The sequence below is a fragment of the Mycobacterium sp. pW045 genome (assembly GCF_041287085.1).
Lineage (GTDB): Bacteria > Actinomycetota > Actinomycetes > Mycobacteriales > Mycobacteriaceae > Mycobacterium > Mycobacterium algericum_A.
Genome location: NZ_JBGGKU010000013.1, coordinates 36,896 through 62,365, shown reverse-complemented (window position 1 = coordinate 62,365; position 25,470 = coordinate 36,896). Strand labels below are relative to the sequence as shown.

The 25,470-nt window shown below is 69.4% G+C and carries 24 protein-coding genes and 1 pseudogene; 8 read left to right on the top strand and 17 right to left on the bottom strand.

The genetic code is table 11. The annotated features are described in order from the left end of the window. Nucleotides 1–51: 51 nt before the first annotated feature. From ACAG20_RS19090 to ACAG20_RS19080, 3 genes are read right to left on the bottom strand one after another with little or no spacing between them, the layout of a single operon-like run. Nucleotides 52–1,131 carry an amidohydrolase family protein gene (locus tag ACAG20_RS19090; protein WP_370493710.1) on the bottom strand — a complete coding sequence of 360 codons (1,080 nt, stop codon included), beginning with the start codon at nt 1,129–1,131 and terminating at the stop codon, nt 52–54. Further along, nucleotides 1,132–2,682 (bottom strand): signal recognition particle protein, encoded by a 1,551-nt coding sequence (ffh, locus tag ACAG20_RS19085; protein ID WP_370493709.1) that lies wholly within the window; start codon nt 2,680–2,682, stop codon nt 1,132–1,134. A gap of 45 nt (nt 2,683–2,727) precedes the next feature. Continuing rightward, nucleotides 2,728–4,149 (bottom strand): phytoene desaturase family protein, encoded by a 1,422-nt coding sequence (locus tag ACAG20_RS19080; RefSeq protein WP_370493708.1) that lies wholly within the window; start codon nt 4,147–4,149, stop codon nt 2,728–2,730. A gap of 144 nt (nt 4,150–4,293) precedes the next feature. On the opposite strand from ACAG20_RS19080, the gene ACAG20_RS19075 reads away from it, so the two are divergent. Together ACAG20_RS19075 and ACAG20_RS19070 are read left to right on the top strand one after the other, a co-directional pair. Next, the gene (locus tag ACAG20_RS19075) at nt 4,294–4,881 is read left to right on the top strand and encodes a TetR/AcrR family transcriptional regulator (RefSeq protein ID WP_370493707.1); all 588 of its coding nucleotides are present in this window, start codon (nt 4,294–4,296) and stop codon (nt 4,879–4,881) included. Further along, nucleotides 4,878–5,741, top strand: coding sequence for an enoyl-CoA hydratase/isomerase family protein (locus ACAG20_RS19070; protein WP_370493706.1), 864 nt, complete (start codon nt 4,878–4,880; stop codon nt 5,739–5,741). Before ACAG20_RS19075 ends, ACAG20_RS19070 begins: the two co-directional genes overlap by 4 nt. On the opposite strand, the gene ACAG20_RS19065 is transcribed toward ACAG20_RS19070, so the two are convergent. Continuing rightward, nucleotides 5,738–7,258 (bottom strand): hypothetical protein, encoded by a 1,521-nt coding sequence (locus ACAG20_RS19065; protein ID WP_370493705.1) that lies wholly within the window; start codon nt 7,256–7,258, stop codon nt 5,738–5,740. The genes ACAG20_RS19070 and ACAG20_RS19065 overlap by 4 nt on opposite strands. Nucleotides 7,259–7,322: 64 nt before the next feature. Continuing rightward, entirely contained in the window at nt 7,323–8,699 is a 1,377-nt protein-coding gene (locus ACAG20_RS19060) for a PE-PPE domain-containing protein (protein WP_370493704.1), read from the bottom strand. A gap of 206 nt (nt 8,700–8,905) precedes the next feature. On the opposite strand from ACAG20_RS19060, the gene ACAG20_RS19055 reads away from it, so the two are divergent. After that, complete coding sequence (locus ACAG20_RS19055) at nt 8,906–9,682, top strand: SDR family NAD(P)-dependent oxidoreductase (protein WP_112688398.1); 777 nt, start codon at nt 8,906–8,908, stop codon at nt 9,680–9,682. A gap of 253 nt (nt 9,683–9,935) precedes the next feature. Beyond that, nucleotides 9,936–11,030 (top strand): class I SAM-dependent methyltransferase, encoded by a 1,095-nt coding sequence (locus ACAG20_RS19050; RefSeq protein ID WP_112688395.1) that lies wholly within the window; start codon nt 9,936–9,938, stop codon nt 11,028–11,030. A gap of 22 nt (nt 11,031–11,052) precedes the next feature. Here the strand turns inward: ACAG20_RS19050 and ACAG20_RS19045 are convergent, their stop codons facing one another. From ACAG20_RS19045 to ACAG20_RS19010, 8 genes and pseudogenes are all read right to left on the bottom strand, one after another. Further along, complete coding sequence (locus tag ACAG20_RS19045; RefSeq protein WP_112688392.1) at nt 11,053–11,463, bottom strand: DUF4267 domain-containing protein; 411 nt, start codon at nt 11,461–11,463, stop codon at nt 11,053–11,055. A gap of 36 nt (nt 11,464–11,499) precedes the next feature. Beyond that, nucleotides 11,500–12,219 (bottom strand): CoA pyrophosphatase, encoded by a 720-nt coding sequence (locus ACAG20_RS19040; RefSeq protein WP_370493703.1) that lies wholly within the window; start codon nt 12,217–12,219, stop codon nt 11,500–11,502. A gap of 11 nt (nt 12,220–12,230) precedes the next feature. Continuing rightward, nucleotides 12,231–13,202 (bottom strand): glycoside hydrolase family 6 protein, encoded by a 972-nt coding sequence (locus ACAG20_RS19035; protein WP_370493702.1) that lies wholly within the window; start codon nt 13,200–13,202, stop codon nt 12,231–12,233. Between the two features lie 64 nt (nt 13,203–13,266). Beyond that, nucleotides 13,267–14,526, bottom strand: a complete 1,260-nt coding sequence (ftsY, locus tag ACAG20_RS19030; RefSeq protein WP_112688386.1) for a signal recognition particle-docking protein FtsY — start codon at nt 14,524–14,526, stop codon at nt 13,267–13,269. A 228-nt stretch (nt 14,527–14,754) separates the two neighbouring features. After that, the gene (smc, locus tag ACAG20_RS19025) at nt 14,755–18,348 is read right to left on the bottom strand and encodes a chromosome segregation protein SMC (RefSeq protein WP_370493701.1); all 3,594 of its coding nucleotides are present in this window, start codon (nt 18,346–18,348) and stop codon (nt 14,755–14,757) included. A gap of 19 nt (nt 18,349–18,367) precedes the next feature. Beyond that, nucleotides 18,368–18,646 (bottom strand): acylphosphatase, encoded by a 279-nt coding sequence (locus ACAG20_RS19020; RefSeq protein WP_370493700.1) that lies wholly within the window; start codon nt 18,644–18,646, stop codon nt 18,368–18,370. Beyond that, a complete protein-coding gene (locus tag ACAG20_RS19015) occupies nt 18,643–19,059 on the bottom strand; it encodes an OsmC family protein (RefSeq protein ID WP_370493699.1) in 417 nt (138 codons plus the stop codon). Before ACAG20_RS19015 ends, ACAG20_RS19020 begins: the two co-directional genes overlap by 4 nt. A gap of 49 nt (nt 19,060–19,108) precedes the next feature. Next, nucleotides 19,109–19,497: pseudogene (locus tag ACAG20_RS19010) on the bottom strand (nuclear transport factor 2 family protein). A 128-nt stretch (nt 19,498–19,625) separates the two neighbouring features. Here ACAG20_RS19010 and ACAG20_RS19005 point away from each other — a divergent pair. The 3 genes from ACAG20_RS19005 (at nt 19,626) to ACAG20_RS18995 (ending at nt 21,370) form a co-directional block, all read left to right on the top strand. After that, nucleotides 19,626–19,868 (top strand): helix-turn-helix transcriptional regulator, encoded by a 243-nt coding sequence (locus ACAG20_RS19005; protein WP_370493698.1) that lies wholly within the window; start codon nt 19,626–19,628, stop codon nt 19,866–19,868. A gap of 81 nt (nt 19,869–19,949) precedes the next feature. Continuing rightward, nucleotides 19,950–20,579 carry a DJ-1/PfpI family protein gene (locus tag ACAG20_RS19000; protein WP_370493697.1) on the top strand — a complete coding sequence of 210 codons (630 nt, stop codon included), beginning with the start codon at nt 19,950–19,952 and terminating at the stop codon, nt 20,577–20,579. Between the two features lie 17 nt (nt 20,580–20,596). After that, nucleotides 20,597–21,370, top strand: coding sequence for a PIG-L deacetylase family protein (locus ACAG20_RS18995; RefSeq protein ID WP_370493696.1), 774 nt, complete (start codon nt 20,597–20,599; stop codon nt 21,368–21,370). 112 nt (nt 21,371–21,482) lie between these two features. On the opposite strand, the gene mutM is transcribed toward ACAG20_RS18995, so the two are convergent. The 4 genes from mutM to sepIVA are packed head-to-tail and all read right to left on the bottom strand — an operon-like array spanning nt 21,483 to nt 24,394. Further along, nucleotides 21,483–22,319 (bottom strand): DNA-formamidopyrimidine glycosylase, encoded by an 837-nt coding sequence (mutM, locus tag ACAG20_RS18990; RefSeq protein ID WP_370493695.1) that lies wholly within the window; start codon nt 22,317–22,319, stop codon nt 21,483–21,485. After that, nucleotides 22,320–23,021 (bottom strand): ribonuclease III, encoded by a 702-nt coding sequence (gene rnc / locus ACAG20_RS18985; RefSeq protein ID WP_370493694.1) that lies wholly within the window; start codon nt 23,019–23,021, stop codon nt 22,320–22,322. Further along, the gene (locus ACAG20_RS18980; RefSeq protein ID WP_370493693.1) at nt 23,018–23,617 is read right to left on the bottom strand and encodes a DUF177 domain-containing protein; all 600 of its coding nucleotides are present in this window, start codon (nt 23,615–23,617) and stop codon (nt 23,018–23,020) included. Before ACAG20_RS18980 ends, rnc begins: the two co-directional genes overlap by 4 nt. A gap of 39 nt (nt 23,618–23,656) precedes the next feature. Next, on the bottom strand, nt 23,657–24,394 hold the full coding sequence (gene sepIVA, locus ACAG20_RS18975) for a cell division protein SepIVA (protein ID WP_112687628.1): 738 nt from the start codon (nt 24,392–24,394) through the stop codon (nt 23,657–23,659). A gap of 142 nt (nt 24,395–24,536) precedes the next feature. On the opposite strand from sepIVA, the gene purU reads away from it, so the two are divergent. Then, complete coding sequence (purU, locus tag ACAG20_RS18970; protein ID WP_370493692.1) at nt 24,537–25,439, top strand: formyltetrahydrofolate deformylase; 903 nt, start codon at nt 24,537–24,539, stop codon at nt 25,437–25,439. Nucleotides 25,440–25,470: the final 31 nt, after the last annotated feature.

Below are 25,470 nucleotides of genomic sequence, written 5' to 3'. Positions count from 1 at the left end.
CTCGACGGAATTCGCAGCCAGTGCACGTTCGGCGCAGGTATCCCGGCGCGGTCAGTACACCCGGCCGCGCAGCATCACCAGATCGGGCTGTCCCAGCACCTCCGGACCGGTGCGCGGGTCGGCGGCGAAGCACAGCAGGTCGGCCGGGGCGCCATGCTCCAGCAGCGGCGCACCCAGCCAGCGCCGGGCGTCCCAGCAGGCCGACCCCAGCGCCTCGGTGGGGCTCAACCCGATCCCGGTCAGGGCGTTCACCTCGTCGCTGATGCGGCCGTGGGCGACCATGCCGCCGGCATCGCTGCCGGCGTAGATCGGGATTCCCGCTTCCCGGGCGGCACCGAGCCGCTCGCGGGAGGAGGCATGCAGCGCGCGCATGTGCGCCGCATATTTCGGGTACTTGGCCGCCGAATCGGCGATGCCGGGGAAATTGTCGACGTTGATCAGCGTCGGCACCAAGGCGGTGCCGTGGGCCAGCATCAAGGTGATGATGTCAGCGGTGATGCCGGTGCCGTGCTCGATGCAGTCGATGCCGGCGTTGATGAGACCGGGCAGGGCGTCCTCACCGAACACGTGGGCAGTGACCCGGGCGCCGTTCGCGTGCGCGGCCGCGATCGCCTCGACGAGCACATCGTCGGACCACAGCGGCGCCAGATCCCCCACCGACCGGTCGATCCAGTCCCCGACCAGTTTCACCCAGCCATCGCCGGCGCGGGCCTGCTCGGCCACCGCCTCGGGCAGCCCGGCCTCGTCGTCCACATCGATTGCCAGGCCGGGGATGTAGCGCTTGGATTTCGCCAGGTGCCGGCCGGCACGGATGATGCGCGGCAGGTCGTCGCGGTCGTCGAGGCTACGGGTGTCGATCGGAACCCCGGGATCACGCAGCAGCAGCACTCCGGCGCGGCGTTCGGTCTCGGCGTAGCCGACCGCCTCGTCGATTCCGACCGGCCCGCTCGTGCCGATGCCCAGGTGGCAGTGCGCGTCGACCAGGCCGGGGATGATCCAGCCCTGGAAACCGGACGAGCCGAAGACGGTTTCGGCGCCGTCGACCGGCTCGACGCTGAGGCGGCCATCGACGATCCAGTACTCGACCGGTTGTTCATCGGGCAGCCCGCGGCCGCGAACGTGGAGGACCAATTACTTCTGCCCCGGGAAGTTCAGCTTGGACAGGTCGAAATCGGCCAGCCCCGGCGGTAACTCGTTGAGCCCCTCGGGCATTTGCGACAGGTCTGGGAACCCGGCCGGCATACCCGGCCCGAACGGCCCGCGCACCTTCGGCGGCGTCGGACCCCGCTTCTTGCCCTTCTTGCCTTTGCCCTTCGCTTTACGGGTGGCGCTCTTGCGGCCCATCCCGGGCAGGCCCATGCCGCCCATCATCGACGACATCATCTTGCGGGCCTCGAAGAACCGGTCAACGAGCTGGTTGACCTCCGAGACGCTCACACCGGAGCCGTTGGCGATGCGCAGCCGCCGCGAGGCGTTGATGATCTTGGGGTCGGCGCGCTCGGCCGGGGTCATGCCGCGGATGATGGCCTGCAGCCGGTCCAGCTGGCTGTCGTCGACGGCGGCCAGCGCGTCCTTCATCTGGCCGGCGCCGGGCAGCATGCCCAGCAGGTTGCCGATCGGGCCCATCTTGCGGATGGCCAGCATCTGCTCGAGGAAGTCCTCCAGGGTGAGCTCACCGCTGCCGATCTTGGCGGCGGCCTCCTCCGCCTTCTGCGCGTCGAAGACCTGCTCGGCCTGCTCGATCAGGCTCAGCACGTCGCCCATGCCCAGGATGCGGCTGGCCATCCGGTCCGGGTGGAAGACGTCGAAGTCCTCCAGCTTCTCGCCGGTGGAGGCGAACAGGATCGGGACACCGGTGACTTCCCGCACCGACAGCGCCGCACCGCCGCGCGCGTCGCCGTCGAGCTTGGTCAGCACGACACCGGTGAAACCCACCCCTTCACGGAAGGCGTCCGCGGTGGTCACCGCGTCCTGGCCGATCATCGCGTCCAGCACGAAGAGCACTTCGTCGGGCTGCACGGCGGCACGGATGGCAGCGGCCTGGGCCATCATCTCCTCGTCGATGCCCAGCCGGCCGGCGGTGTCGACGACGACGACGTCGAAGTGCTTGGCCTTGGCTTCGGCCAGACCGGCGGCGGCGACGGCGACCGGGTTCCCCGGTCCGGCGCCCGCGTCACCGGCGGCCGAGGTCCCCGGATGGGGCGCGAACACCGCGACACCGGCCCGTTCGCCGACGACCTGCAACTGGCTGACCGCCCCGGGACGTTGCAGGTCGCAGGCCACCAGCAACGGCGTGTGGCCTTGAGCCCGCAGCCAGCTGGCCAGCTTGCCGGCCAGCGTGGTCTTGCCGGCGCCCTGCAAGCCGGCCAGCATGATGACCGTCGGCGGGGTCTTGGCGAACGTGAGCGTGCGGGTCTGCCCGCCGAGGATGCCGATGAGCTCCTCGTTGACGATCTTGACGACCTGCTGGGCGGGGTTGAGCGCACCGGAGACCTCGGCGCCCTTGGCGCGGTCCTTGATCCGGCCGATGAACTCCCGCACCACCGGCAGCGATACGTCGGCCTCCAGCAGCGCCAGCCGGATCTCACGCGCGGTGGCGTCGATGTCGGCGTCGGTGAGACGGCCCTTGCTGCGCAGCCCTTGCAGCGCCCCGGTCAACCGGTCGGAGAGCGATTCGAACACGTCGCCAGCCTAGCCGCGGCTCGGTGTCAATACCGGCGAGGGCTGCTACCGCGCCAACTCCAGGTGACGCAGCGCCAGGCGCGCGGCATTGGCTCCGCACATGCCGTGCGCCCCCGGCCCCGGCGGGGTGGCCGCCGAGCAGATGTAGGTCCCGCGGATTCCGGTGTGGTAGGGCGAGAGCGTGACGCGCGGACCGAACGTCAACTGGCGGAGGTCTTTTGCGCCGGTCATGATGTCGCCGCCGACGAAGTTGGCGTTGTGCAGCGCAAGGTCGGTGGTGTTGCGCACGGTATGGCCGACGACACGATCGCGAAACCCCGGTGCGAACCGCTCGATCTGGGCGATGATCGCGGCGGTGGCGTCGCCGGTGTAGCCGTTGGGCACATGGGCATAGCTCCACACCGGGTGCACGTTGCCGACGGACCGTTGCGGGTCGGCCAGATACTGCTGACCCACCAGGACGAACGGCCGCTCGGGCATCCGCCCGGCGTGGACGTCGCGTTCGGTGGCGGCCAGCTCGCGGTGCGTGCCGGCCACGTGCACGGTGCCGGCCAGCCGGGCATCGGCGTTGGTCCACGGCACCCCGCCCTCGACGGCGAAATCGACCTTGAAGGCACCGGGACCCCGCCGGAACCGCCGGTAGGCCCGCGCCACCCGGCGGGGCAACCGGTCGCCGAGGATGCGTGCCACCGCCTCGGGGGCCAGATCGAACAGCGTCACATCAGCGGGCGGCAGTTGCGATGCCGACTCGACCGCAACCCCGGTCTCGACGGTGCCGCCCAGATCGGTCAGGGCCGCCACCATGGCGTCGGCGATGGCCTGGGATCCACCGGCGGCAATCGCCCAACCATGCCGGTGTCCGGCGGTGAGAATCCCCAGTCCGATGGCCGAGGTCATCGGGTAGTGCAGCGGCCGGAAGGCATGGGCGGCAACGCCGATGAACAACGCCCGCGCCTGCGGTGTGCGAAACCAGTGCGCCAATGCCGAGGCGGGCAGCACGGTGGGTGCGCCGAACCGGGCCAGCGTCAGGGGATGGTGCGGCAGCCGTAACAGCGGCCCCATGATGTCGTCGTTGAGCGCATCGAACCGGGCGACCGGGCGGGCGAACAGCGTTCGCCAGCGGCCGCCGTCGCTGCCCAGGCCGGCTGCGGTCTGCTCGACCGAGCGGTACAGCACTCCGGCGCTGCCGTCGTCGAGCGGGTGCGCGCAATCGATCTGCGGCCAGCGCCACTCCAAGCCGTATCGGGCCGCGTCCAGGCCGGTCAGAAACGGCGATCCGACCGCCATCGGGTGGATCGCCGAACAATGGTCGTGCAGCAGGCCCGGCAGGATCGCGTCGCCGCTGCGGGTACCGCCGCCGATCTCATCGGCGGCTTCGAGGACGGTGACCGCTACGCCGTGCTGCGCCAGGGTGACGGCGGCGGCCAGTCCGTTGGGCCCGCCGCCCACCACGACTGCCGTGCTCACGCCGAGGCCGCCGACTTCATCACGGTGGCCAACCAGGGTGCGGACATGGTTCTCGGAGCGTACCCAGCGGCGTGCGCCGGAGACCAGAAACGACGGCCCGCCGAGAGCTACCGAGTATTCCTCGGTTTGACTAGAGTGTTTCTCGTGACAGCGTCGGATGCGCGGGGCAAGCTGCTGGCGGCGGCGCGGCGGCGGTTCGCCGCAACCGGGACACTGGCCGCCACGCTGGAGGAAATCCGGCGGGAGGCCGGCGTCAGCGTCGGCGCGCTGTATCACCACTTCGCCGATAAGCCCGCGCTGGCGGCTGCGGTGTACGCCCAGGTGATGGCCGAGTACCAGGACGGTTTCGTCACCATGCTGCGCGGGCACGCGACCGCCGAGGGCGGCATTCGCGGGGGCGTCGACCACCACCTGCGATGGGTGGCGGCGCATCGCGGCGAAGCCGCGCTGTTGTTGGGCGATCGACTCGACAGCCCGTCGCTGCGGCAGTCCAATGCGCTGTTCATCACCGCTGTTCACGATTGGTGGCGCCCACATCAGGGCTACGGCGCACTACGGCCCATCCAGACACCGATCACGGCCGCATTGTGGTTCGGGCCCGCGCAGGAGTTCAGCCGGTACTGGCTCGCCGGCGGAGCCGCGAAGCTGCCGCGGGGTGCCATCAAGACCTTCGCCGATGCGGCGTGGGCAGCGTTGCGCGCCAGCGGCACTGAGCATGAGGAGGAGGGATGACCGAATCGCTGTACCAACGCTTGGTTGCTGAAGGAGATGATCCGGACGCACCCGAACGGGTCCGCGTCGAACACCGCGGCGACCGGGCGGTGGTCACGCTGCACGAGCCCGACCGGCTCAACGTGCTGTCCGCGCCGCTGGTGCGACAGTTGCGGCGCGCACTGACCACACTCGACGACGACTCACAGGTACGCGCCGTGGTGGTGACAGGAGCGGATCCCGGCTTCAGCGCCGGCGGCGACCTGAAGATGATGTCCGCCATCACCGAACGGCGAGCTGATCCGGCCCCGGAGGGAGTCGCCGACGTATGGCGCTGGATTCGCCGCGAATTCGGTGGTGTCGCCCGGCTCATCGCCACCTCGGACACGATCTTCATCGCCGCGCTCAACGGCGCCGCCGCGGGTGTCGGCCTGGCGTGGGCGCTGACCTGCGATCTGGTCATCGCCGGCGACCGAGCGGTGATCGTGCCCGCTTTCGGTCGACTTGGGTTGCTGCCGGAGGTGGGGACCAGTTGGGCGCTGACGCGCCGGCTCGGCTACCAGGGCGCGTTGGCCTATTACCTGCGGGGCGAGCCCATTGACGCGCACACCGCGCAACGGTTGGGTTTGGTGCACGAGGTCGTCGCTCACGATCAGCTGCTGACCGTGGCCGACGACTGGTGCTCACGGGTGGCGGCGATGCCCGCACACGCCACAGCGATGGCCAAGCCGCTGCTGCGCGCGGCGGCCGATGCCAGCTGGCACGAGGCGATAGCGCTCGAGGAGTTCGCCGAACCGGTCTGTTTCAGCACCGCCGCGTTCGCCGACAACGTGCACACCATGTTGGCCGGCCACCGAGACCATCCGCGTCGACCCGACTAGTTCAGCGTGCCGGGCGCCCCGCCGGCACCGCCGGCGCCGCCGGTCCCGCCGTCGTTGCGCTCACCGGGGAGGCCCGGGGCGCCGGGCGCGCCGCCGGTGGAGCCGCCGTTGCCGCCGTGGCCGCCGTCACCGCCGCCACCGATCGAACCGTTGCCGCCGGCCCCGCCGGCACCACCCCGCCCACCGGAGCTGTCCACCTGGTCGGCCGCTGCCCCACCGTTTCCACCGTTTCCACCATCGGCGCCGATCCGCCCGCTGCCGCCGGCCCCGCCGACTCCGCCGGCGCCACCGTTCCCGCCGGTCGAGCCGACGCCACCGGCCCCGCCCGAGCCACCGTTGCCGCCGAGGCCCCCGATGCCCATCGGATTGTTCAGGCCGGCACCGCCCGCGCCGCCTGCGCCACCGTCGCCGTCGTCCCCGGACTGGCCGGCCACACCGATCCAGGCGTTGCTGACACCCGCCCGCCCGGCCTGCCCGCCCTCACCGCCGTCGCCACCGTGGCCGCCGTTGGGCTGGGACGCGGTCCCGGTGGCACCTGCCGCACCGGTGCCGCCCGAACCGCCGGAACCGCCGTCGCCGCTGTTGCCCAGGAACCACCCGGCGCTCCCACCGACTCCGCCGTTACCGCCGTTGCCGCCGTTCAACGCCGTTATCACGGTGTTGTTGACCCCGGCCCAACCGGACCCGCCGACACCGCCGGCCCCGCCGAAGCCCCAGGCGGCCAGCGCGTCACCGCCCTCACCGCCGTTGCCACCGTCGTGCGTCACCAGCTTGTTGCCGTCGAAGGTGTCGTAGAAGCCGGTGCCGCCCCGGCCGCCGACGCCGCCGTCGCCGAGCCACCAGCCACCGGAGCCGCCCTGACCACCGTCGCCGGCCTCGATGACAGTGCCGTTGACGCCGAGGAAGGCGGCCGCACCCTGGCCGCCCGCGCCGCCGTTACCGAACATTCCGGCGTCGCCACCGACACCGCCCATACCGTCGTTGATCCCGGCCACCCCCGCCACACCGGTGCCGCCGTCACCGAACAGGAATCCGCCGTCGCCGAGGTCGCCCAGTCCGAGCCAGCCGAACAGCGAGGTGTTGGTGCCGGTGAACCCATCGATCCCGTCACCGATCAGGTCCCGGCCGAACATCAGGACCCACGGGGTGTTGATCAGATCGATGGTGAGTTGGTTGCCCGCGTCGTGCATCCAGACCTGAATCGCACTGTGCAGCGGCAGGTAGAAGCTGTCGTGGTAGAGCTCGGACCAGTCGCCCGGCGAGAATATGTCGAAGTCGGCCGGCCCGATGTCGATCGGATCGGCGCTGGCCATGCCCACGTCGACCGGATCGAACACCGACGGGTCGAACCAGCTGCTGGGGTCCAGGAGGTCGAAATCCGCCTGCGCCGAGGGCGCGGTCGCCACCGGTGTCAACGCAACGGCGAGGGCCGCTGCGGCGCCACCCACCGCCCGACACCACCGACCGGTTGCGGTGACCCCACGCTTGCCGATTCCGCGGCGATGACGACGGTTCATTTTCCCAAGACCTTTCTGCGACAAATCCGTGGTGACGAATGCGTGGTAACGGGCCGGATCGACCTCAGGCGGGGCCGATCATGTCCAGCCCGAAGAGGTCGGCGATCCAGGACAGGTCGGGATTGCCGTCCACCAGCGAACCGAGGAAGTCGGTGAAGTCCGACGTGCCCGCCGGATCGGTGGCCATCGCCGAACCGCCGAACAGCGACGTGGGGTCCTGGATGTCGAAGTAGACGCGCTGCGCGGCGTTCCACACCGTCGAGAAGGGCTCCTCCGCCATGAATCCGCCCAGGAAGTAGGTCTTCGGGTCCTGCAGTTCCTTGATCGCGTCCTGAACTCCCTCGGTCCAGGCGTTGGCCAGTGCGGCGTTGATGTCCGTCCAGCTGATGTTGCTCGGCAGCAGGTCCCAGCTGATGGTGGTCGGCACGTTGGCCGGCCCCTGATTCCAGCCTTCGGTGAGACTGCCGTAACCCAGGTTCACCAGGACACGCATGCTGGGCTCCAACAGGGCCGCCAGCGGGCTGCCCCAGACCGGGTTCAGCCGCAACAGATCCAGGAGCGGCAGCGTCTCGGAAGGGATCATGTAGTAGTTGGTCAGGCTGTCGGGGTCGGTGGTTTCCAACGTGATCGCGTTTGCGATGTCGTCTTCGCTCAGCCCGAAATATCCGATATGGGTCACGAACATGCCGGCGATGGCATTGAGCGTTGACAGCAGGTTCAGCGGGTACCGGGGAAAATCGGCGTAGCCGTCGTATTCCATCGTGTAGACGTCGGTGGTGAAGTAGTCCGGAGTCGGATGACCAAGGGTCATTCCGTTCCAAAAGCTGAGGTTCCCGCCCCAGAAGTTGAGCATTTCGACAATACCGCCGTTGGGGTTGGCGGCGTTTCCGACCAGCACGAAGTGGACGTCCTCGGCCGGCACACCCTGGTGGTAGAGCTGCTCCATCGTCATCGACGACATCGCCGAGCTCTGCGAGTAGCCGAACACGTACACCGGGTTGTCGGGGCCGGCTTGGCCGGTGGCGATTTGCTCGTTGATCGCTGCGGCGAGGATCTGCGCCCCTTGGACTTCCGAGACATTGCCCGGGAAGTAGAGCTGGGGGGTGAACAGTGACTCCGCGGTCCCGGTGAAGCCGTGCGGCCGCAGGTACATGATGTCGGCGGCGTTGACGTATCCCTCCGACGGCAACGGAATACCGCTGCCGCCCATGACGAATGCAGTTCCTCCGCCGGCTGCCGCGGCGACATCATCGGAGGCGGCGAGCTGGACCTGGGGTGACACGGCAACCGCCGCTGACGCCGCCGACGACGGCGACGTCGCACCGCTGACGCCGACCACAACGCCGAGCACGACGAAAACGCTTATGGCGGCGAGGACCGCACGCAGGTGACGAGATGACCCTGTGCCCCGCAAGCCCGACATCGCCGTGATATCAGCCATGGAAACTCCCTGAAAGCGCTCGAACATGTCACCAACACGATGCGGAACTGCAACCGAAATTACATCACGCGCAACAGTTTTAGTCAGGGGAACCGCAGAAAGCCAGCCAACTGACATAACTTGCGTTATTGGGACGTGATGATAATTTTTTCTATTTCGCCGTGCCCGAAACATCGGAGGACTATCGTCCGCGTAAAGTGTCCAGCGTGGATATAACTGGAGCAAGCGCGATCGTCACCGGTGGCGCATCAGGAATCGGCGCGGCTACGGCCCGCCAGTTGGCCGACAAGGGTGCCCGGGTCGTCGTCGCCGACCTGCAGGCCGACAAGGGGGAGGCGCTCGCCCACGAGATCGGCGGCGTGTTCGTGTCCGTCGACGTGACCAACACCGACCAGATCATCGATGCGGTCAACACCGCCGCCGACCTCGGCCCGCTGCGGGCGCTGGTGAACTCCGCCGGCATCGGCTGGGCCCAGCGCACCATCGGCAAGGACGGCGAGTTCGAGTCGGCGCACAGCCTGGACGCCTACCGGAAGGTACTGGCGATCAACTTGATCGGCACCTTCGACTGTATCCGGATCGCGGCGACCGCGATGAGCCGCAACGAGCTCACCGACACCGGCGAGCGGGGCGCGATCGTCAACATGACTAGCGTCGCGGCCTTCGACGGTCAGATCGGGCAGGCCGCCTACTCGTCCTCCAAGGGCGGCGTGGTCGGGATGACTCTCCCGGTCGCTCGCGACCTGTCGGCCGTCGGGATCCGCGTCAACACCGTCGCGCCCGGCCTGATCGACACCCCGATCTACGGGGAGGGCGAAGCCTCGGAGGCATTCAAGGCCAAGCTCGGCGAGTCGGTGCTGTTCCCGCACCGGCTCGGCAAACCCGAGGAGCTGGCGTCGATGGTGATCGAGCTGCTCACCAACTCCTACATGAACGCCGAGGTCGTCCGGGTGGACGGTGGCATCCGGATGCCACCGAAGTAATCGCACCGCTGAGCAAGAGGGCCCCCGTTGCGTTTCTTTTTCGAAGGGGGCCTTCTTCGTCGGTCATCGGTCACCTCAGCCCGCGGCCCATAGGGTCGATGATCTCCACGATCCTGACATCGCCGTGCTGCAGCAGCCGGTTCTCCTTCCACCGACATCGCCACTGTAATCCGCCGACGCGGCCCCGTTCGTTACCGTGGGACGCGGCTATGACGACCTGCGGTCTGCGGCCGCAGTGAATTCGAGGAGCACGGTGACGACACCAGCGGCCGGGCACCAACCGGCGGAATCCACCGAGGACGCCGGCGCCTTCGCCGATCGGATCACCGATGCGCTCGATGCTGCCAGCCTCGCGTTGCTGCTGAGCCTCGGGCATCAAAGCGGCCTGTTCGATGCCATGGCCGGGCTGTCGGCACCGGCGACCAGTGCCCAGATCGCCGATGCCGCCGGCCTCAACGAACGCTACGTCCGGGAATGGCTGGGCGGCGTGACCGTTGCCGGCGTCATCGACTACCACGCTGCGACGGCAACCTATCGACTGCCCGAGCACCGCGCGGCGGTGCTGACCCGTGCCGCCGGTCCCGCCAACCTGGCGCGCGTCGCGCAGTACATCGCGCTGCTGGGCGAGGTCGAGCAGCGGGTGTTGGCCTGTTTCCGTGACGGCGGCGGGCTGGCGTACAGCGAATATCCCCGCTTTCACACCGTGATGGCCGAACGGAGCGGCGAAGTGTTCGACGCCGCACTTGTCGAGGTGGTGTTGCCGCTCGTCGACGGATTGCCCCAACGCCTGCGCGCCGGCGCGGACGTCGCAGATTTCGGCTGCGGCAGCGGCCACGCCGTCAACGTCATGGCGGCCGAGTTCGGCAACAGCCGCTTCACCGGCATCGACTTCTCGGCCGAGGGTATTGCGCGAGCGAGCCGGGAAGCCGGCCAACGGGGCCTGACGAATGCGACGTTCGAGCGCCATGACCTGAGCACGTTCGACCGGTCCGGCGCCTATGACCTCGTCACCGCGTTCGACGCCATCCACGATCAAGCGCAGCCGGCGCGGGTGCTGCAGAACATCCATCGGTCGCTGCGTCCCGGCGGCATCCTGCTGATGGCGGACGCCAAGGCGTCGAGTCACTTGGCGGACAATGTCGGTGTCGCCAGGAACACCTACCGGTACACGGTGTCCTTGATGCACTGCATGCCGGTGTCGTTGGGGTTGGACGGCGCGGGTCTGGGCACCATGTGGGGCCGTCAGCTGGCCATGTCGATGCTGGCCGATGCCGGCTTCGCCGATGTCGAATTCACCGAGATCGCCGAGGACCCGTCGAACTACTACTACATCGCGACCAAGAGCTGACGGTTGCTGGACTCCCCTACCGTCAACCGGCCGAGCTGATCGCCGCCGGTATCGCGCCCGATCGCCCCGGCCGTCGCGCGGCACCCCAGAGGCCGACGCCGATGCCGACTATCGCACCGCCGAGGCCGATGAGCTGCTGGCCGCGTTTGAGGTCAGCGTGCACGCTCATCCCGCCCAGCAGGTCGGCCGCATCAGCACCACCGGAGGCCAGAAACCAGCCGCGGGTGTCTCGGCCACGCACCCCGGCGTACAGCAGCAGGCCCCCGATCAGGGCGTCGCGGTAACCCATCGACCGCAGCAGCAGTCGCGCCGAAGGCCCCGGGTCGTCCGGCTCCCCCCAGATCCGGTTCGCCCGAAGGGGATCGACCAGGAATGAGACTCCCGAGGCCAGCCGAATGCTGCCGGCGACGAGCGCGGCGCGGTCCATCACCATGGACCGCAGCCTAGGGCGGGTTACGCGCGCCCGCAGCTATTTCCAGGCGAAGACGGGTTGCTCCAGCTCATCGACCGGGTCTGCGCGGCCCTCCAGGCATAACCACCGCAGTTGCAACAGCACCGCACCCGTCGGCGCGTGGATGAGGTCGTTGCCCAACGGGATCTGCACCACCGGACGCGGACTCTCCGGGATGGAGATGAAGCGCGGGGAATCGTCACGCTGCAACTGGTGCAGCCCGACCCGATAGACCGCCACCACCTCGTCGGGCGCGGGCCGCGGATCGAGCCGCCCCCCGCCCCAGATCACTACCGGGCTGATGACGTACCCCGAGCGGGTGGGGTAATCGTCGAGGAGACCCAGCACCGCCGAGTCGGGCAGCCGGACGCCGACCTCCTCGTCCAACTCCCGCAGCGCAGCGTCGACCGCGGTCTCGCCGGGATCCAGTCGACCGCCCGGCAGCGCCCACTGCGCGGCGTGCGAACTTAGGCGAGAGGCCCTGCGGCACAACAGGAAAGCAGCACCCCCGGAGACGTCGACCATGCGGCCGTCGAGGCCCGCCTCCGGCATGGGCCGCCCGCCGATCCAGTCGTCCACGGGTGCGGGGTCGACCCGGTCCTCGCCGATCTCGGAGTCCACGAGCACCACCGCGACGGCCGCATGCCGCTTCGACGGATCCGTCACGACGCGGCGGTCGTGCGCCACCAGGTGTGCCCGGATCCGGTCCCGCAGCGCGTCGTCGTAGCCGATGCTCACGGCGTGATCGGTCAGCCGGCGTTGCGGGCCAGGTTGATGGCGTACTCGCTGACGAAGTGCCCGGCGGCCGGTTCGCCGTGGCCGCAACTGCCGTCGGACTCCCCGACCCGCTTGACCCACAGGTAGGCGTCGGCGTGCGCGCCGGCGGTGTCGGTGGTCGGCGCCGTACCGAGGGCCCGTCCACTCGGGTTGCACCAGCCGTACGGATCGCCTTCGGCGGGACCGGCCCCGTTGCGGGAGGTGTCGATCACGTAGTGCTTGCCGCCCGTCATGCCGGAGATCTCTTCGCCGTAGCCGATCTGCTCTTCGGTGGTGAAGTAGTTCGTGGAGTTGAGCGCGAAGCCCCGCGCGCGTGCCACGCCGGCCTGGTTGAGCCGGTTGGCCATTTCACCGGCGCTGACCCAGCGCGAGTGCCCGGCATCGACGTAGACGGCGGTGGCCGGGTTGCGTCCCAGCGTGTCGACGGCGTAGCTGATCAGGTCGAAGCGCTCCTGGCGCTGGGCTCCGGAGAGGCAGTCGGCCATGGCCAGCGCGTCCGGTTCCAGGACGATCGCGGCCGGCGAACCACCGATGCCGTCGGCGATGCCGTCGATCCAGGCGCGGTAGGACGCACCGGAGGAGAAGCCGCCGGCGGCGTAGCTGCCGCAGTCACGGTGCGGGATGGCGTAGAGCACCAGCACCGGCATGGCACCGGCCGCGGCGGCCGCGCCGGTGTGGCGGGCCACCGTGGCACCGACGGATCCGACCCCGAATGCCTGGTCGAGCCAGTAGGCCTGCGGGGTGTTGGCCACCCGGGCCAGTTCGGCGCTCTCCGGCTGGGCGTTGGAGGCATGCATCGCCTTCGAGATCGGGTCGACGTAGAACGGCATTCCGGCCAGCGGGTTATCGCCGTCGGCCAGGGCCGGGCCGGCACCGGCGAGGGCCATGACGGCCAGGAACGGGACGAGGCAGCGCGCTACTGCGCCAAATGCTGAGGGGAGCACACCGAAAAATTACCCCACGGGCCGATCGGTGGTAACAGGACGGTCACGATCGCTGCCCGGGCGCTCAGCCCAGCAGCGCGTCGACGAAGGCCGCGGGCTCGAACGGCGCCAGGTCATCCGGCCCCTCGCCTAGCCCCACCAGTTTGACCGGCACACCGAGCTCCTGCTGCACCCGAAAAACGATGCCGCCTTTGGCGGTGCCGTCCAGCTTGGTCAGCACCACCCCGGTGATGTCGACGACGTCGGCGAACACCCGGGCTTGCGCCAGGCCGTTCTGCCCGATGGTGGCGTCGAGCACCAGCAGCACCTCGTCAACGGACGCACGGCGTTCCACCACCCGTTTGACCTTGCCGAGTTCGTCCATCAGGCCGGTCTTGGTGTGCAGCCGGCCGGCGGTGTCGACGACCACGACGTCGGCACCGGACGAAACGCCCTTGTCGACGGCGTCGAACGCGACCGAGGCCGGGTCCGCACCCTCGGCGCCGCGCACCACCTCGGCACCCACTCGCGCCGCCCACGTCTGCAGCTGGTCGGCCGCGGCGGCCCGGAAGGTGTCGGCGGCGCCCAGCACCACCCGCCGGCCGTCGGCCACCAGCACCCGGGCCAGCTTGCCGACGGTGGTGGTCTTGCCGGTTCCGTTGACGCCGACCACCAACAGCACCGACGGGTGCTCGTCGTGCGGCAAGGCCTTCACGGAGCGGTCCAGGCCGGGCTGCAACTCACCGATCAGCACCTCCCGCAGCACGGTGCGCGCCTGGCCTTCGGTGCGCACCTGACCGCCGGCCAGCTTTTCGCGCAGCTGGGTGACCACCGCTTCGGTGACCACCGGCCCCAGGTCGGCCACCAGCAGGGTGTCCTCGACGTCCTGCCAGGAGTCCTCATCGAGGTCACCCCCGCCGAGCAGCCCGAGCATGCTGCGCCCCAGCGCGTTCTGCGACTTGGCCAACCGGCCGCGCAGCCGTTGCATCCTGCCTTCCACCGGCTCGATCTCCGGTTCGACGGACGGCTCGACGGCTTCGGCGGGCGCTGAGGGGGGCTCAGGGGGAGCTTCGGGCAGTTCGATGTCGGTGATGGTGCGCCGGGGCGCGTCCCGGGGAACGGTCGCGTCGTCGCCGATGACTGGGGCAGACGGCTCAGTCGTTTCGGTCCGGCTGAACGTGATGCCGGAGGAGGCGGCGTAGCCACCCGAGCGGTCCAGGCTCTCGCGATGCGGCGCGGACAGGCTGATGCGCCGCCGGCGGTGGCGTACCAGACCGAAGATCAATGCGGCGATGACGACAAGTGCGGCGGCGACCGCTAGGGCAATCCAGAGACCTTCAGACACCCCGCCATTGTTTCAGGGCCGTAGTGGAGTTGGGTTGTCGGTGGTGCCCGGCAGACTGCGGACAACACGCCTTCGGGCGTAACCTGCCACTATTCGAACTGCCATCGAGCGGGGGCACCGTGTCCGCGCTGCTGGATGGGCCGTTTGACTTGATGACCCTGGAGCAGTGGGACGCACTTGAGGTCGCCCACACGTGGACATGGAGTTCACCCTGGGCGAGTTGACCGGCTAACTCGGGCTGGAGACCAACTCTTCGCCGCGGATGCGCTGGGAGATCACCGCGGTGATCCCGTCACCTTGCATGGTCACCCCGTACAGCGCGTCGGCGACCTCCATGGTCGGCTTCTGGTGGGTGATCACGATCAGCTGCGAACGGGCCCGCAGCATCTCGAACAGCGCCAGCAGCCGACGCAGGTTGGTGTCGTCCAGGGCGGCCTCGACCTCGTCCATGATGTAGAACGGCGACGGGCGGGCCCGGAAGATCGCGACCAGCATGGCGATCGCGGTCAGCGACTTCTCCCCGCCGGACAGCAGCGACAGCCGCTTGACCTTCTTGCCGGGCGGGCGGGCTTCGACATCGACTCCGGTGGTCAGCATGTCGCTCGGGTCGGTCAGCAGCAACCGGCCCTCCCCGCCGGGGAACAGCGCCGCGAACACCTCGCGGAATTCGCGCTCGACGTCGGCGTAGGCGTCGGTGAACACCTGCAGGATGCGGGCGTCGACGTCGGAGACCACGTCGAGCAGGTCCTTGCGGGCCGCCTTGACGTCTTCGAGCTGGGTCGACAGGAAGTTGTAGCGCTCTTCGAGTGCCGCGAACTCCTCCAGCGCAAGCGGGTTGACCCGGCCCAGTTCGGCCAGTTCACGCTCCGCGCGCTTGGCCCGGCGCTCCTGGGTGGGCCGGTCGAACGGCATGGGGGCCGGGGCGGTGACCTGCTCGCCGCGTTCGCGGGCCTGCTCGAACTCGGCCATCTCGAGTTCGGTCGGCGGCAGCGGGACATCGGGACCGTACTCGGCGATCAGATCCTGCGAGCTCATCCCGAACTGTTCGAGCACCATCTGCTCGAGTTGCTCGATGCGCAGCGCGGCTTGCGCCTTGGCGACCTCGTCACGGTGCAGCGACTCGGTGAGCGCGGTGATGCGAGTGCTCAGCGAGTTGACCTCGTCGCGGACGGCGGCCATCGCGGCGGCCCGCTGCTGGCGTTCGCCGGCCAGCCCGTCCCGGATACGTGACGCCGCTGCCACCACCAGTTGCAGGCGCCGGGCCAACGCAGACCCGGCGTCGGCCACCGCGGCCGCCGTGGTGGCCGCGAGCGCGCGGGCGGCCCTGGCCTGCTCGGCGCGCACCCGCGCCTCCCGTTCGGCGGCGGCTGCTCGGCGCAGCGAATCCGCCTTGCCCCGGACGGCGTTGGCGCGTTCCTCGGCGGTGCGCACCGCCAGCCGCGCCTCCACCTCGACACCGCGCGCCGCCTCGGCGGCGGCCGCGATCTGCTCCCGGTCCACCGGTTGCACGTCGGCGGTCGGCTGGTCCTGCTCGGCGTTGCGCAGCCGGGCCTCCAACTCGCCCAGTTCGGTGACCGTCTGCGCCCGGCCGGCCTCCAGTTCGTCGCGCTCACGTAACCGGCGACGCCATTCGGTCTCAGCGGCGCGGGCCTCCTGGCCGAGCCGGCCCAGCTGCTCGTGAGTCGCGGCGATGGCGGCGTCGGATTCGTTGAGCGCGGCCAGCGCCTGCTCGGTGGCATCCTGGCGAGCGGCCTGCTCGGTCAGCGCGCCGGACAGCGCCGCACCGAGCTGCCCGACCTGCGTTTCGGCGGCCGCAAGCTCGGTGCGGGCTCGGTCGATCTCGCTGTTGATCTCCAGGGTGGACGGCTTGCGGTCCGAGCCGCCGCTCACCCAGCCCGCGCCCACCAGATCACCGTCGCGGGTCACCGCACGCACACCCGGACGGGTGGTCACCAACTCCAGCGCCGCGGACAGGTCGGCGACCACCGCCACCGACGACAACATCGCCGTCATCGCGCCGCGCAGCCGGTCGGGGGCGTCGACCAGGTCCAGCGCCCACTGCGCGCCGTCGGGCAGGGCGGCGCGCTGCTCGGGGGCCGGCGGCAGCGGCCAGTCGCCCAACACGATCGCGGCCCGTCCGCCGTCGGCGCTCTTCAGCGCGTGCAGCGCCGCGCGGGCGGCGCCGGCATTCTCCGCGGCCAGCGCGTCGGCGGCCGACCCCAGCACCGCGGCCAGTGCCGCCTCGTACCCCGAGCGCACTTTGACCAGCTTGGCGATCGACCCGAAAAGTCCCGAACCGCTGTGGTTTTCGGCCAACCAAGCCGCGCCGTCGCGGCGTTCCAGCCCCATGGACAAGGCGTCGATGCGGGCGCGCAGCGAGGCCACCTGCCGTTCGGCGGCACGCTCGGCGGCCTGCAGTTCGGCGACCCGCTCGTCGGCCAACCGCAGGGCGGCCACTGTCCGCTCGTGCTGCTCGTCGAGGCCGACCTCACCCTGGTCGAGCTCACCGACCCGGCCCTGCACCGTCTCGAACTCCGCCTGCGCGGCCTCGGCGCGCGCGGCGGCCTCCTCGATGCGCCCCGACAACTGCGCCACATGGGCGTCGATCGACTCGACGCGCGCCCGGACGGTTTCCACCTGACCGGTCAGCCGGGCCAGGCCCTCGCGGCGGTCGGCTTCGGCACGCACCGCGGCCAGATGCGCCTTCTCGGCCTCAGCGCTGCGGCGTTCGCGGTCGGCCAACTCGGCGCGGGCGGCCTCCAGCCGGGTGCCGGCGTCGGCCAGTTCGGCCAGCAGCTGCTGTTCGGCGGCGGCCACCTGCTCGGCCTCGGCCTCCAGCGCGTCGGGGTCGACGCCGCCGGTGGTGATCGGCTCCTCGTCGAGGTGCTGAGCGCGCTCGCTGGCGATTCGCACCGTGGCGCTGACCCGCTCGGCCAGCGCCGACAACGAGAACCAGGTCTGCTGGGCGGCCTCGGCGCGCTGCGTCAAGGTGGCGACCGCGGACTCGTGGGTGGTCAACTCGTCGGCGGCTGCCGTCAGGCGCTCGGTGATCTGGTCGTGTTCGCGGCGCAACGTCGCCTCGGCGTCGCCTGCGCCGGCGAACTCGGTCTGTCGCGTGACCAGGTCGTCGGCGGTCAGCCGCAACCGGGCGTCGCGCAGGTCGGCCTGGATGGTGGCGGCACGGCGCGCCACCTCGGCCTGGCGGCCCAGTGGTTTGAGCTGGCGGCGCAGTTCGGTGGTCAGGTCGGTCAGCCGGGCCAGGTTGGCCGACATCGCGTCGAGTTTGCGGACCGCCTTTTCCTTGCGTTTGCGGTGTTTGAGGACACCGGCGGCCTCTTCGATGAACGCCCGGCGGTCTTCGGGCCGCGACTCGAGGATCTGCGCGAGCCGGCCCTGGCCGACGATGACGTGCATCTCGCGCCCGATCCCGGAGTCGCTGAGCAACTCCTGGATGTCCATCAGCCGGCAACTCGAACCGTTGATCTCGTATTCGCTGGCGCCGTCGCGGAACATCCGCCGGGTGATCGACACCTCGGCGTACTCGATCGGCAGCGCGTTATCGGAGTTGTCGATGGTGACGGTGACCTCGGCGCGGCCCAGCGGTGCCCGGGAGGACGTGCCGGCGAAGATGACGTCTTCCATCTTGCCGCCGCGCAGCGTCTTGGCGCCCTGCTCCCCCATCACCCAGGCCAGCGCGTCGACCACATTGGATTTGCCCGAACCGTTGGGCCCGACCACAGCGGTGATCCCCGGCTCGAAGCGCAGAGTCGTCGGCGAGGCGAAGGACTTGAAGCCCTTCAGCGTCAAACTCTTGAGGTGCACGGGGTGTGAGACTACCGGTCTAGCGTTCGCTGAATCCGTCGATCGGCGCCCCGGCGGCGCCCCAATCGGTGACGACGGTGTCCACCCGCCCCGGAGTGGCCCCGCTCTGCAACAGGTCCAGCAGCCGCTGACAGTCCTGCCGGGGCCCCTGCGCGACGACCTGTACCCGGCCGTCGGGGCGGTTGGCCGCATAGCCGGTCAGGCCCAACTCCAGCGCCCGCGAGCGGGTCCACCACCGGAAGCCGACACCCTGGACGTGCCCGTGCACCCAGGCGGTGAGCCGAACGGTCGCGGTCATCGGCCGTCGTGGCCAGTGATCTCGAAGCGCACCTCGGTGCCGGCCTGCAGTGTGCGACCGACCGTGCAGACCTCGTCGACGGCGCGGTGGACCACGGTCAGCAACCGCTGCTTCTCACTGTCGTCGAGGGCCGACAGGTCGACCTCCAGGGTTTCCTCCAGCAGCGGATAGCGTTCCTGCTCGCGATCGGCCGGACCGCTGACCTGGATCGTGGCCGGGTAGTCGTCGCCGAGCCGACGGGCCAGCGCAGCGTCGCCGGACATCCCGCTGCAGGCCGCCAGCGCGATCTTCAGCAGTTCGCCGGGGGTAAAAACACCGTCGACCTCTTCACCGCCGATCAGCACCTGCGCGCCGCGGGAACTGCGGCCGGTGTATCGCCGGGTCCCGGTTCGTTCCACCCACAGTTTGGTCATGGGCATATTTTTACCGCCAACCCGGCGTATCGCCACGCCGGCGGCGCGATCAGCCCGTGGCGGCGACCGGCTTCCTGCCGTATTGGCGTTCCATCATAGCGGTGTCCCCGTACACCTGGACCCGCACCGTCTTGCCGTTGCGGATGGTGTAAACCTCGGCGCTGTGGCCCGTTTCGCCACCGATGGACGCCTCGCTGAGCACGATGACCGTCTCGCCGTCGGCCAGGAACCGGCGCGGGGAGATCTTCGGCGCCTTCGCGGCCAGTGCCGCCAGGAACTCACCGAGTTCCGCCTTGCCCCGATAGGTTCCCTTACCGCGCTCTCCCCCGGCTGCACCCATTCGATGTCCTCGTCGAAGAGCGCCATCAACGATTGTGTGTCGCCGGTGGCGAAGGACTGATAGCCGGCCCGGACCAGCTCGATGTTCTGCTGAGACATCGTTTGCCTTCTTTTCGTAGGTGTTCTGTTGTCCCCGGCCGTATTTCGCCATCACAGCCGGTGCATCTCACGGGTCATCCGCGCGTTCTGGAAATAGCCCGACTCCAGGTGCGGAAAGGGCTCCCCGGGTGCTGTCCGGGCCGGCGGTGTCGCTGCTGCAGCGCCTGTACGGTCTGACGAAAAGCGAGGCGCAGGTTGCCCTGTTGGCGATGCGCGGCGAAGGCCTGAGCCCGATCGCCGAAAAGCTGTCCGTCTCGCTGACGACGGTGAGGACCCACCTGCGGCATGTCTTCGAAAAGACCGGCATTCATCGGCAGGCCGAACTCGTTCGCCTCCTGGCCACGATCGATCCCGCTGCACCGGTACGGTGACGGCACCGACGGATTCACCTCATCGGTCTATCATCGGTTTTTGTCGCAACTCGATTCGCTGGACAGCCGAGAGGACACCCGGTGCAGGTCGCGATTCCGCTCTTCGCCCGATTCACCGCACTGGATGCGGTCGGCCCCTACGAAGTGCTGCAGCGGGTTCCCGACGTCGAGACGGTCTTCATCGGTCACCGGCACGGCGAGGTCCGCAGTGACAATGGGATGCTCGGGATCACCTGTGACGCACGGTTCGACGAGGTGCTTCACCCGGATGTCGTCGTCGTTCCCGGCGGGGTCGGAACGCGGGTGTTGCTCGATGACGCCGAACTGCTCGATTGGTTACGCAGCGTCCACCCGCACACCAGGTTCACCACGTCGGTATGCACCGGATCGCTGCTGCTGGCCGCTGCCGGGTTGTTGGACGGCCTGACCGCGGCCACGCACTGGGGCGCCGTCGAACTGCTGGAGCACCTGGGCGCCCGTTATGTGGAGCAGCGCGTGGTCGAGCACCTTCCGCAACGGATCCTCACCGCGGCGGGGGTCTCCAGCGGTATCGACATGGCGCTGCGGCTGGTCGAGCTGCTGGTCGACACCGAGACGGCCCAGGCCGCGCAGCTGATGATCGAGTACGACCCGCAGCCGCCGTTCGACTGCGGCTCGCTGCCCAAAGCCGACGAGGCGGTTCGCAACCGCGCGGCGCAGCTGCGGCGCTGACGGCATACTGATCTTTCATGGCCACCGTCATCGCGTTTCACGCCCACCCCGACGACGAGGCGATCCTGACCGGCGGCACTTTGGCGCGGGCGGCCGCCGACGGACACCGGGTGGTTCTGGTGGTGGCGACCGACGGCCGCGTCAGCGACGACGATGTCGATCGGCTCGGCGAATTGCGTTCGAGTGCACGGATTCTCGGTGTCAATCGGGTGGAGTGGCTCGGTTACGCCGACAGCGGCTTCGGACCGGAGTTCTATCCCGACCCACCTGGCCGGGTCAGGTTCGGGCGCGCCGACACCGAGCGGGCGGCGCAGCAACTGGCCGCCATCCTCCGCGGCGAAGGCGCGGACCTGCTGCTGAGCTACCAGCCCAACGGCGGCTACGGCCATCGTGATCACGTCCAGGTCCATCACGTCGGCAAACGAGCCGCCGAGCTCGCGGGCACCGCGCGTGTGCTGGAGGCCACGATGCCCCGGGAGTCGCTGGTGCGGATCGCGCGCCTCACTCGGCTGTTGCGGCTGCCGGCCCCCTACCCGCTCGACGTGGCCCGTAGTGCATACGCGCCGCGGTCGGCGATCACGCACCGGATCAACGTATTTCGGTTCGCGCGACAGAAGCGTGATGCGTTGGCCGCCCATCGTTCCCAGATCAGCGGCAATGCCGCGGCAGCACGGCTGCTCACGGTGTTGCTGCGACTTCCCCCGCAGGTGGCCGGTCTGATGTTCGGCCGGGAGTGGTTCATCGACCCGACATTGCCGCCGGGGCGGGTCTACCGCGACATCTTCGAGTAGTGATCCTGTGCTGCGCGAACGTGCGCAAACCCGGGATTTCTCCCGGCGTGCCGGCGGCAGACACGCACCGTCGCGCGGTGGTGGGTGGTGGTGACGCGGGACGCCACCACGATCAGCGCTGGCACTTCGGGCAGTAGTACGACGAGCGGTTGGTGAATTTCTGCCGCCGGATGAGCGTCCCGCAGCGCCGGCAGGGTTCATCTTCGCGGCCGTAGGCGTCCAGCGACCGGCTGAAGTAGCCGGACTCGCCGTTGACGTTGACGTAGAGCGAATCGAACGAGGTGCCACCGGCGGCCAGCGCATCGCTCATCACCGCCTCCGCGGCCGCCAACAGCGCCCGCAACCGCGGCCGGGACAGCGCGTCGGCCATCCGGGTGCCGCGAATCCCGGCGCGCCACAGCGCCTCGTCGGCGTAGATGTTGCCAATCCCGGACACCACGGTCTGGTCGAGGAGTTGGCGTTTGATCTCGGAGTGCTTGCGCCGCAACACGTTCACCACCGATTCGGTGTCGAAGCGCGGATCCAGCGGGTCACGGGCCAGATGCGCCACCGGCAACGGCACCACGCTGCCATCCACCGCGACCAGGTCGGTGAGCTGCCAGCCGCCGAAGGTCCGCTGATCGACGAAGCTGACCTTGGTGCCGTCGTCGAGCACCGCGGCGATCCGCAGGTGCCTGGTGTCGGGCAACTCACCCAGCAGCATCTGCCCACTCATCCCCAGGTGCACCACCAGCGCCTCATCCGTGCTCAGCAGCAGCCACAGATACTTGCCGCGCCGGTCGGTGCCGACGATCCGGGCATCGAGCAGTCGGCCCGTCAGGTCGGCCGGACCGGCCTCGTGGCGGCGCACCGCACGCGGGTGGTGGACCCGGACTCCGGCGATGGTGCGGCCCACCAGGTGGGCGTCCAGGCCGCGGCGCACCACCTCGACCTCGGGAAGCTCCGGCATTTACCCGGCGCCCAGCGCGTCCAGCGCAGCCCAGGCCGCCGCCGCCGCTTTCTGCTCGGCTTCCTTCTTGGACCGGCCCACGCCGGATCCGTATTCGGTGTCGGACACCACAACGACCGCGGTGAACTCGCGGTCGTGATCCGGCCCGGTCGAGCTGACCTGGTAGCAGGGCACCCCGATGCCGCGGGCAGCGGTCAGTTCCTGCAGGCTGGTCTTCCAGTCCAGGCCGGCACCCAGGGTCGCCGCGGTGTCGAGCAACGGCCCGAACAGCCGCAGGATCACCTCGCGCGCGGTGTCGATGCCGTGCTGCAGGTACACCGCGCCCAGCAATGACTCCATGCCGTCGGCCAGGATGCTGGACTTGTCGGCGCCGCCGGTGTTGATCTCGCCTCGGCCCAGCCTCAGGTGGGCGCCCAGGCCATCCTCGGTCAGCCCGCGCGCCACATCGGCCAACGCGGCGGTGTTGACCACGCTGGAGCGCAGTTTGGCAAGGTCGCCCTCGGGCCGGTCGGGGTGGCGGTGGAACAGTTCGTCGGTGATGGTCAGCCCGAGCACGGCGTCGCCGAGGAACTCCAGGCGCTCATTGGTGGGCAGCCCGCCGTTCTCGTAGGCGTAGCTGCGGTGGGTGACGGCCAGCGTGAGCAGGTCGTCGGGCAGGTCCACGCCGAGCGCATCGAGCACGGCTTGCCGGGGACGGCTCACCGCTCACCGTCATCGCTCGACGGCGCCCCCTGGGACCGGCCCACCATCTCGGCGAGTTTGGCCCAGCGCGGATCGATCTTTTCGTGGTGGTGGCCCGGTTCGGCGTCGGCCAGTACCACTCCGCAGTCCGGGCACAGTCCCGGGCAGTCGGGATCACACAGCGGAGACAACGGCAGCATCAGCCCTACCGCGTCGACGATCGCCTGCTCGAGGTCCACCGCGTCATCGACCACCCGACCGATCTCGTCATCGTCGGTGGTCGCGTCGGTGGCGCTGTCCGGGTAGGCGAACAGCTCGGTCAGCTCGACCTCGACCTCGCCGGTCAGCGGCTGCAGGCACCGCGCACACTCACCGGTGGTGGTCCCGGAGACGACGCCGCTGACCAGCACCCCTTCGGAGACCGACTCCACCCGCAGATCCAGATCGACCGCCGTCTCCGGCGGTATCGCCACCAGATCCAGCCCGATGCGGACCGAGCTGGACCGCTGTTCCTGCAGCGACATCATCGCGCCGGGACGCCGACCCAGCCGGGCGACGTTGACCACGAACGGTGACGACGATGTCGCCTTGGTGCGTGCGTCCGGGTGCCTGGTCATGCCGCGATTCTACGCAGCGTTCGGCCGGGGCCGGCCGCGTCAGCGAGTTGCGTAGTCGTGGGTTCCCGCGGCGGTGCGAAGCTGGTGACGACCGCGGTTGATCGAGCGCAGGGTGCCGTTGAGGAAGTCCTCGAACTCGGCCAGCTTGGCATCGACGTAGATGTCGCATTCGCCCCGCATCCGGTCGGCTTCGGCGTGTGCCGAGTCGATCAGCCGGGTGGCCTCGGCGCGCGCGGAGGTCACCACCTCGTTCTGCGAGACCAGCCGCTGCTGTTCCTTGATGCCTTCCTGCACCGCCTTCTCGTAGGCGGCGTTGCCGTTCTCGACCAGCCGGTCGCATTCGGCCTGGGCGCGGCTGGTGGCGGTCTCGAATTCGCGCTTGGCGGTCGCGGTCAGCCGGGCGGCCTCCTCGCGGGCCTCGCCGAGCATCCGGTCGCTGTGGGCGCGTGCCTCGGCCACCATCCGGTCGGCCTGTCCCTTGGCGTCGGCCAGCAGCCGGTCGGCCTCGGCACGGGCGTGGCTGACCAGCGAGTCGGATTCGGTGGTGGCGGAGCTGACCATCGAGTCCGCGTGCTCCTTGGCCTCGTTGAGCACCGAATCGCGGGCGTCCAGCACATCCTGGGCGTCGTCGAGCTCGCCGGGTATCGCGTCGCGGATGTCGTCGATCAGTTCCAGGACGTCGCCGCGGGGCACCACGCAGCCGGCCGTCATCGGCACGCCACGCGCTTCTTCGACAATGGAGCCCAGTTCGTCAAGGGCTTCGAACACTCGGTACACGGCAGCACCCTCCAGGCATAGTTGTTGTTACTAGTGTGCCCTCTGTTACGCGTGTGACTGCGTTATCCGCCCGGTGTGTCGGATTCTCTTCCACTTCAGCGGTAGCCTGACCCGTTGAAATCCAGATCGGCGAAGGGCGGTCATGACTCAGGCCTATCCATCGCGTCCACCGCGAACCGACGGCCAGCCGCCCGGGGACATCGGGCGACTGCTGCTGCGCTGCCCCGACAGCCACGGCATCATCGCCTCGGTCAGCGCCTTCCTGGCCGACGCCGGCGCCAACATCATCTCGCTGGATCAGCACTCGACCGCCCCCGAGGGCGGCACCTTCGTGCAGCGGGCGATCTTTCACCTGCCGGGCCTGCCCGCTGCCATCGACGACCTGCAGCAGCGGTTCGGCGCCACGGTGGCCGAACGGTTCGCGATGGACTACCGCTTCGCCGAGGCCGCCAAGCCCAAGCGGGTGGCGATCATGGCGTCCAAGGCCGACCACTGTCTGCTGGACCTGCTGTGGCGCAACCGTCGCGGCGAACTGGAGATGACCGTGGTGATGGTGATCTCCAATCACCCTGAATTGGCCGAGCAGGTTCGCCCGTTCGGGGTGCCGTTCTTCCATATCCCGGCCACCCGTGAGATCCGCGCCGAGGCCGAACAGCGTCAGCTGCAACTGTTGTGTGGCAATGTCGATCTGGTGGTGCTGGCGCGCTACATGCAGATCATCACCGGGGAGTTCATCGACACGGTGGGCTGCCCGCTGATCAACATCCACCATTCCTTCCTGCCGGCGTTCATCGGTGCGGCGCCGTATCAGCGGGCGCGGGAGCGCGGCGTGAAGCTGATCGGCGCCACCGCGCATTACGTCACCGAGGTGCTCGACGAGGGGCCGATCATCGAACAGGACGTGGTGCGTGTGGACCACACCCACACCGTGACCGACCTGGTGCGACTGGGCGCCGACGTGGAGCGGGCGGTGTTGTCGCGGGCGGTGCAGTGGCACTGTCAGGACCGGGTGATCCGGGTGGCCAACGAAACGGTGGTGCTCTGAGGCCCCCGTTGACATCTGTCAAGTACGGTGA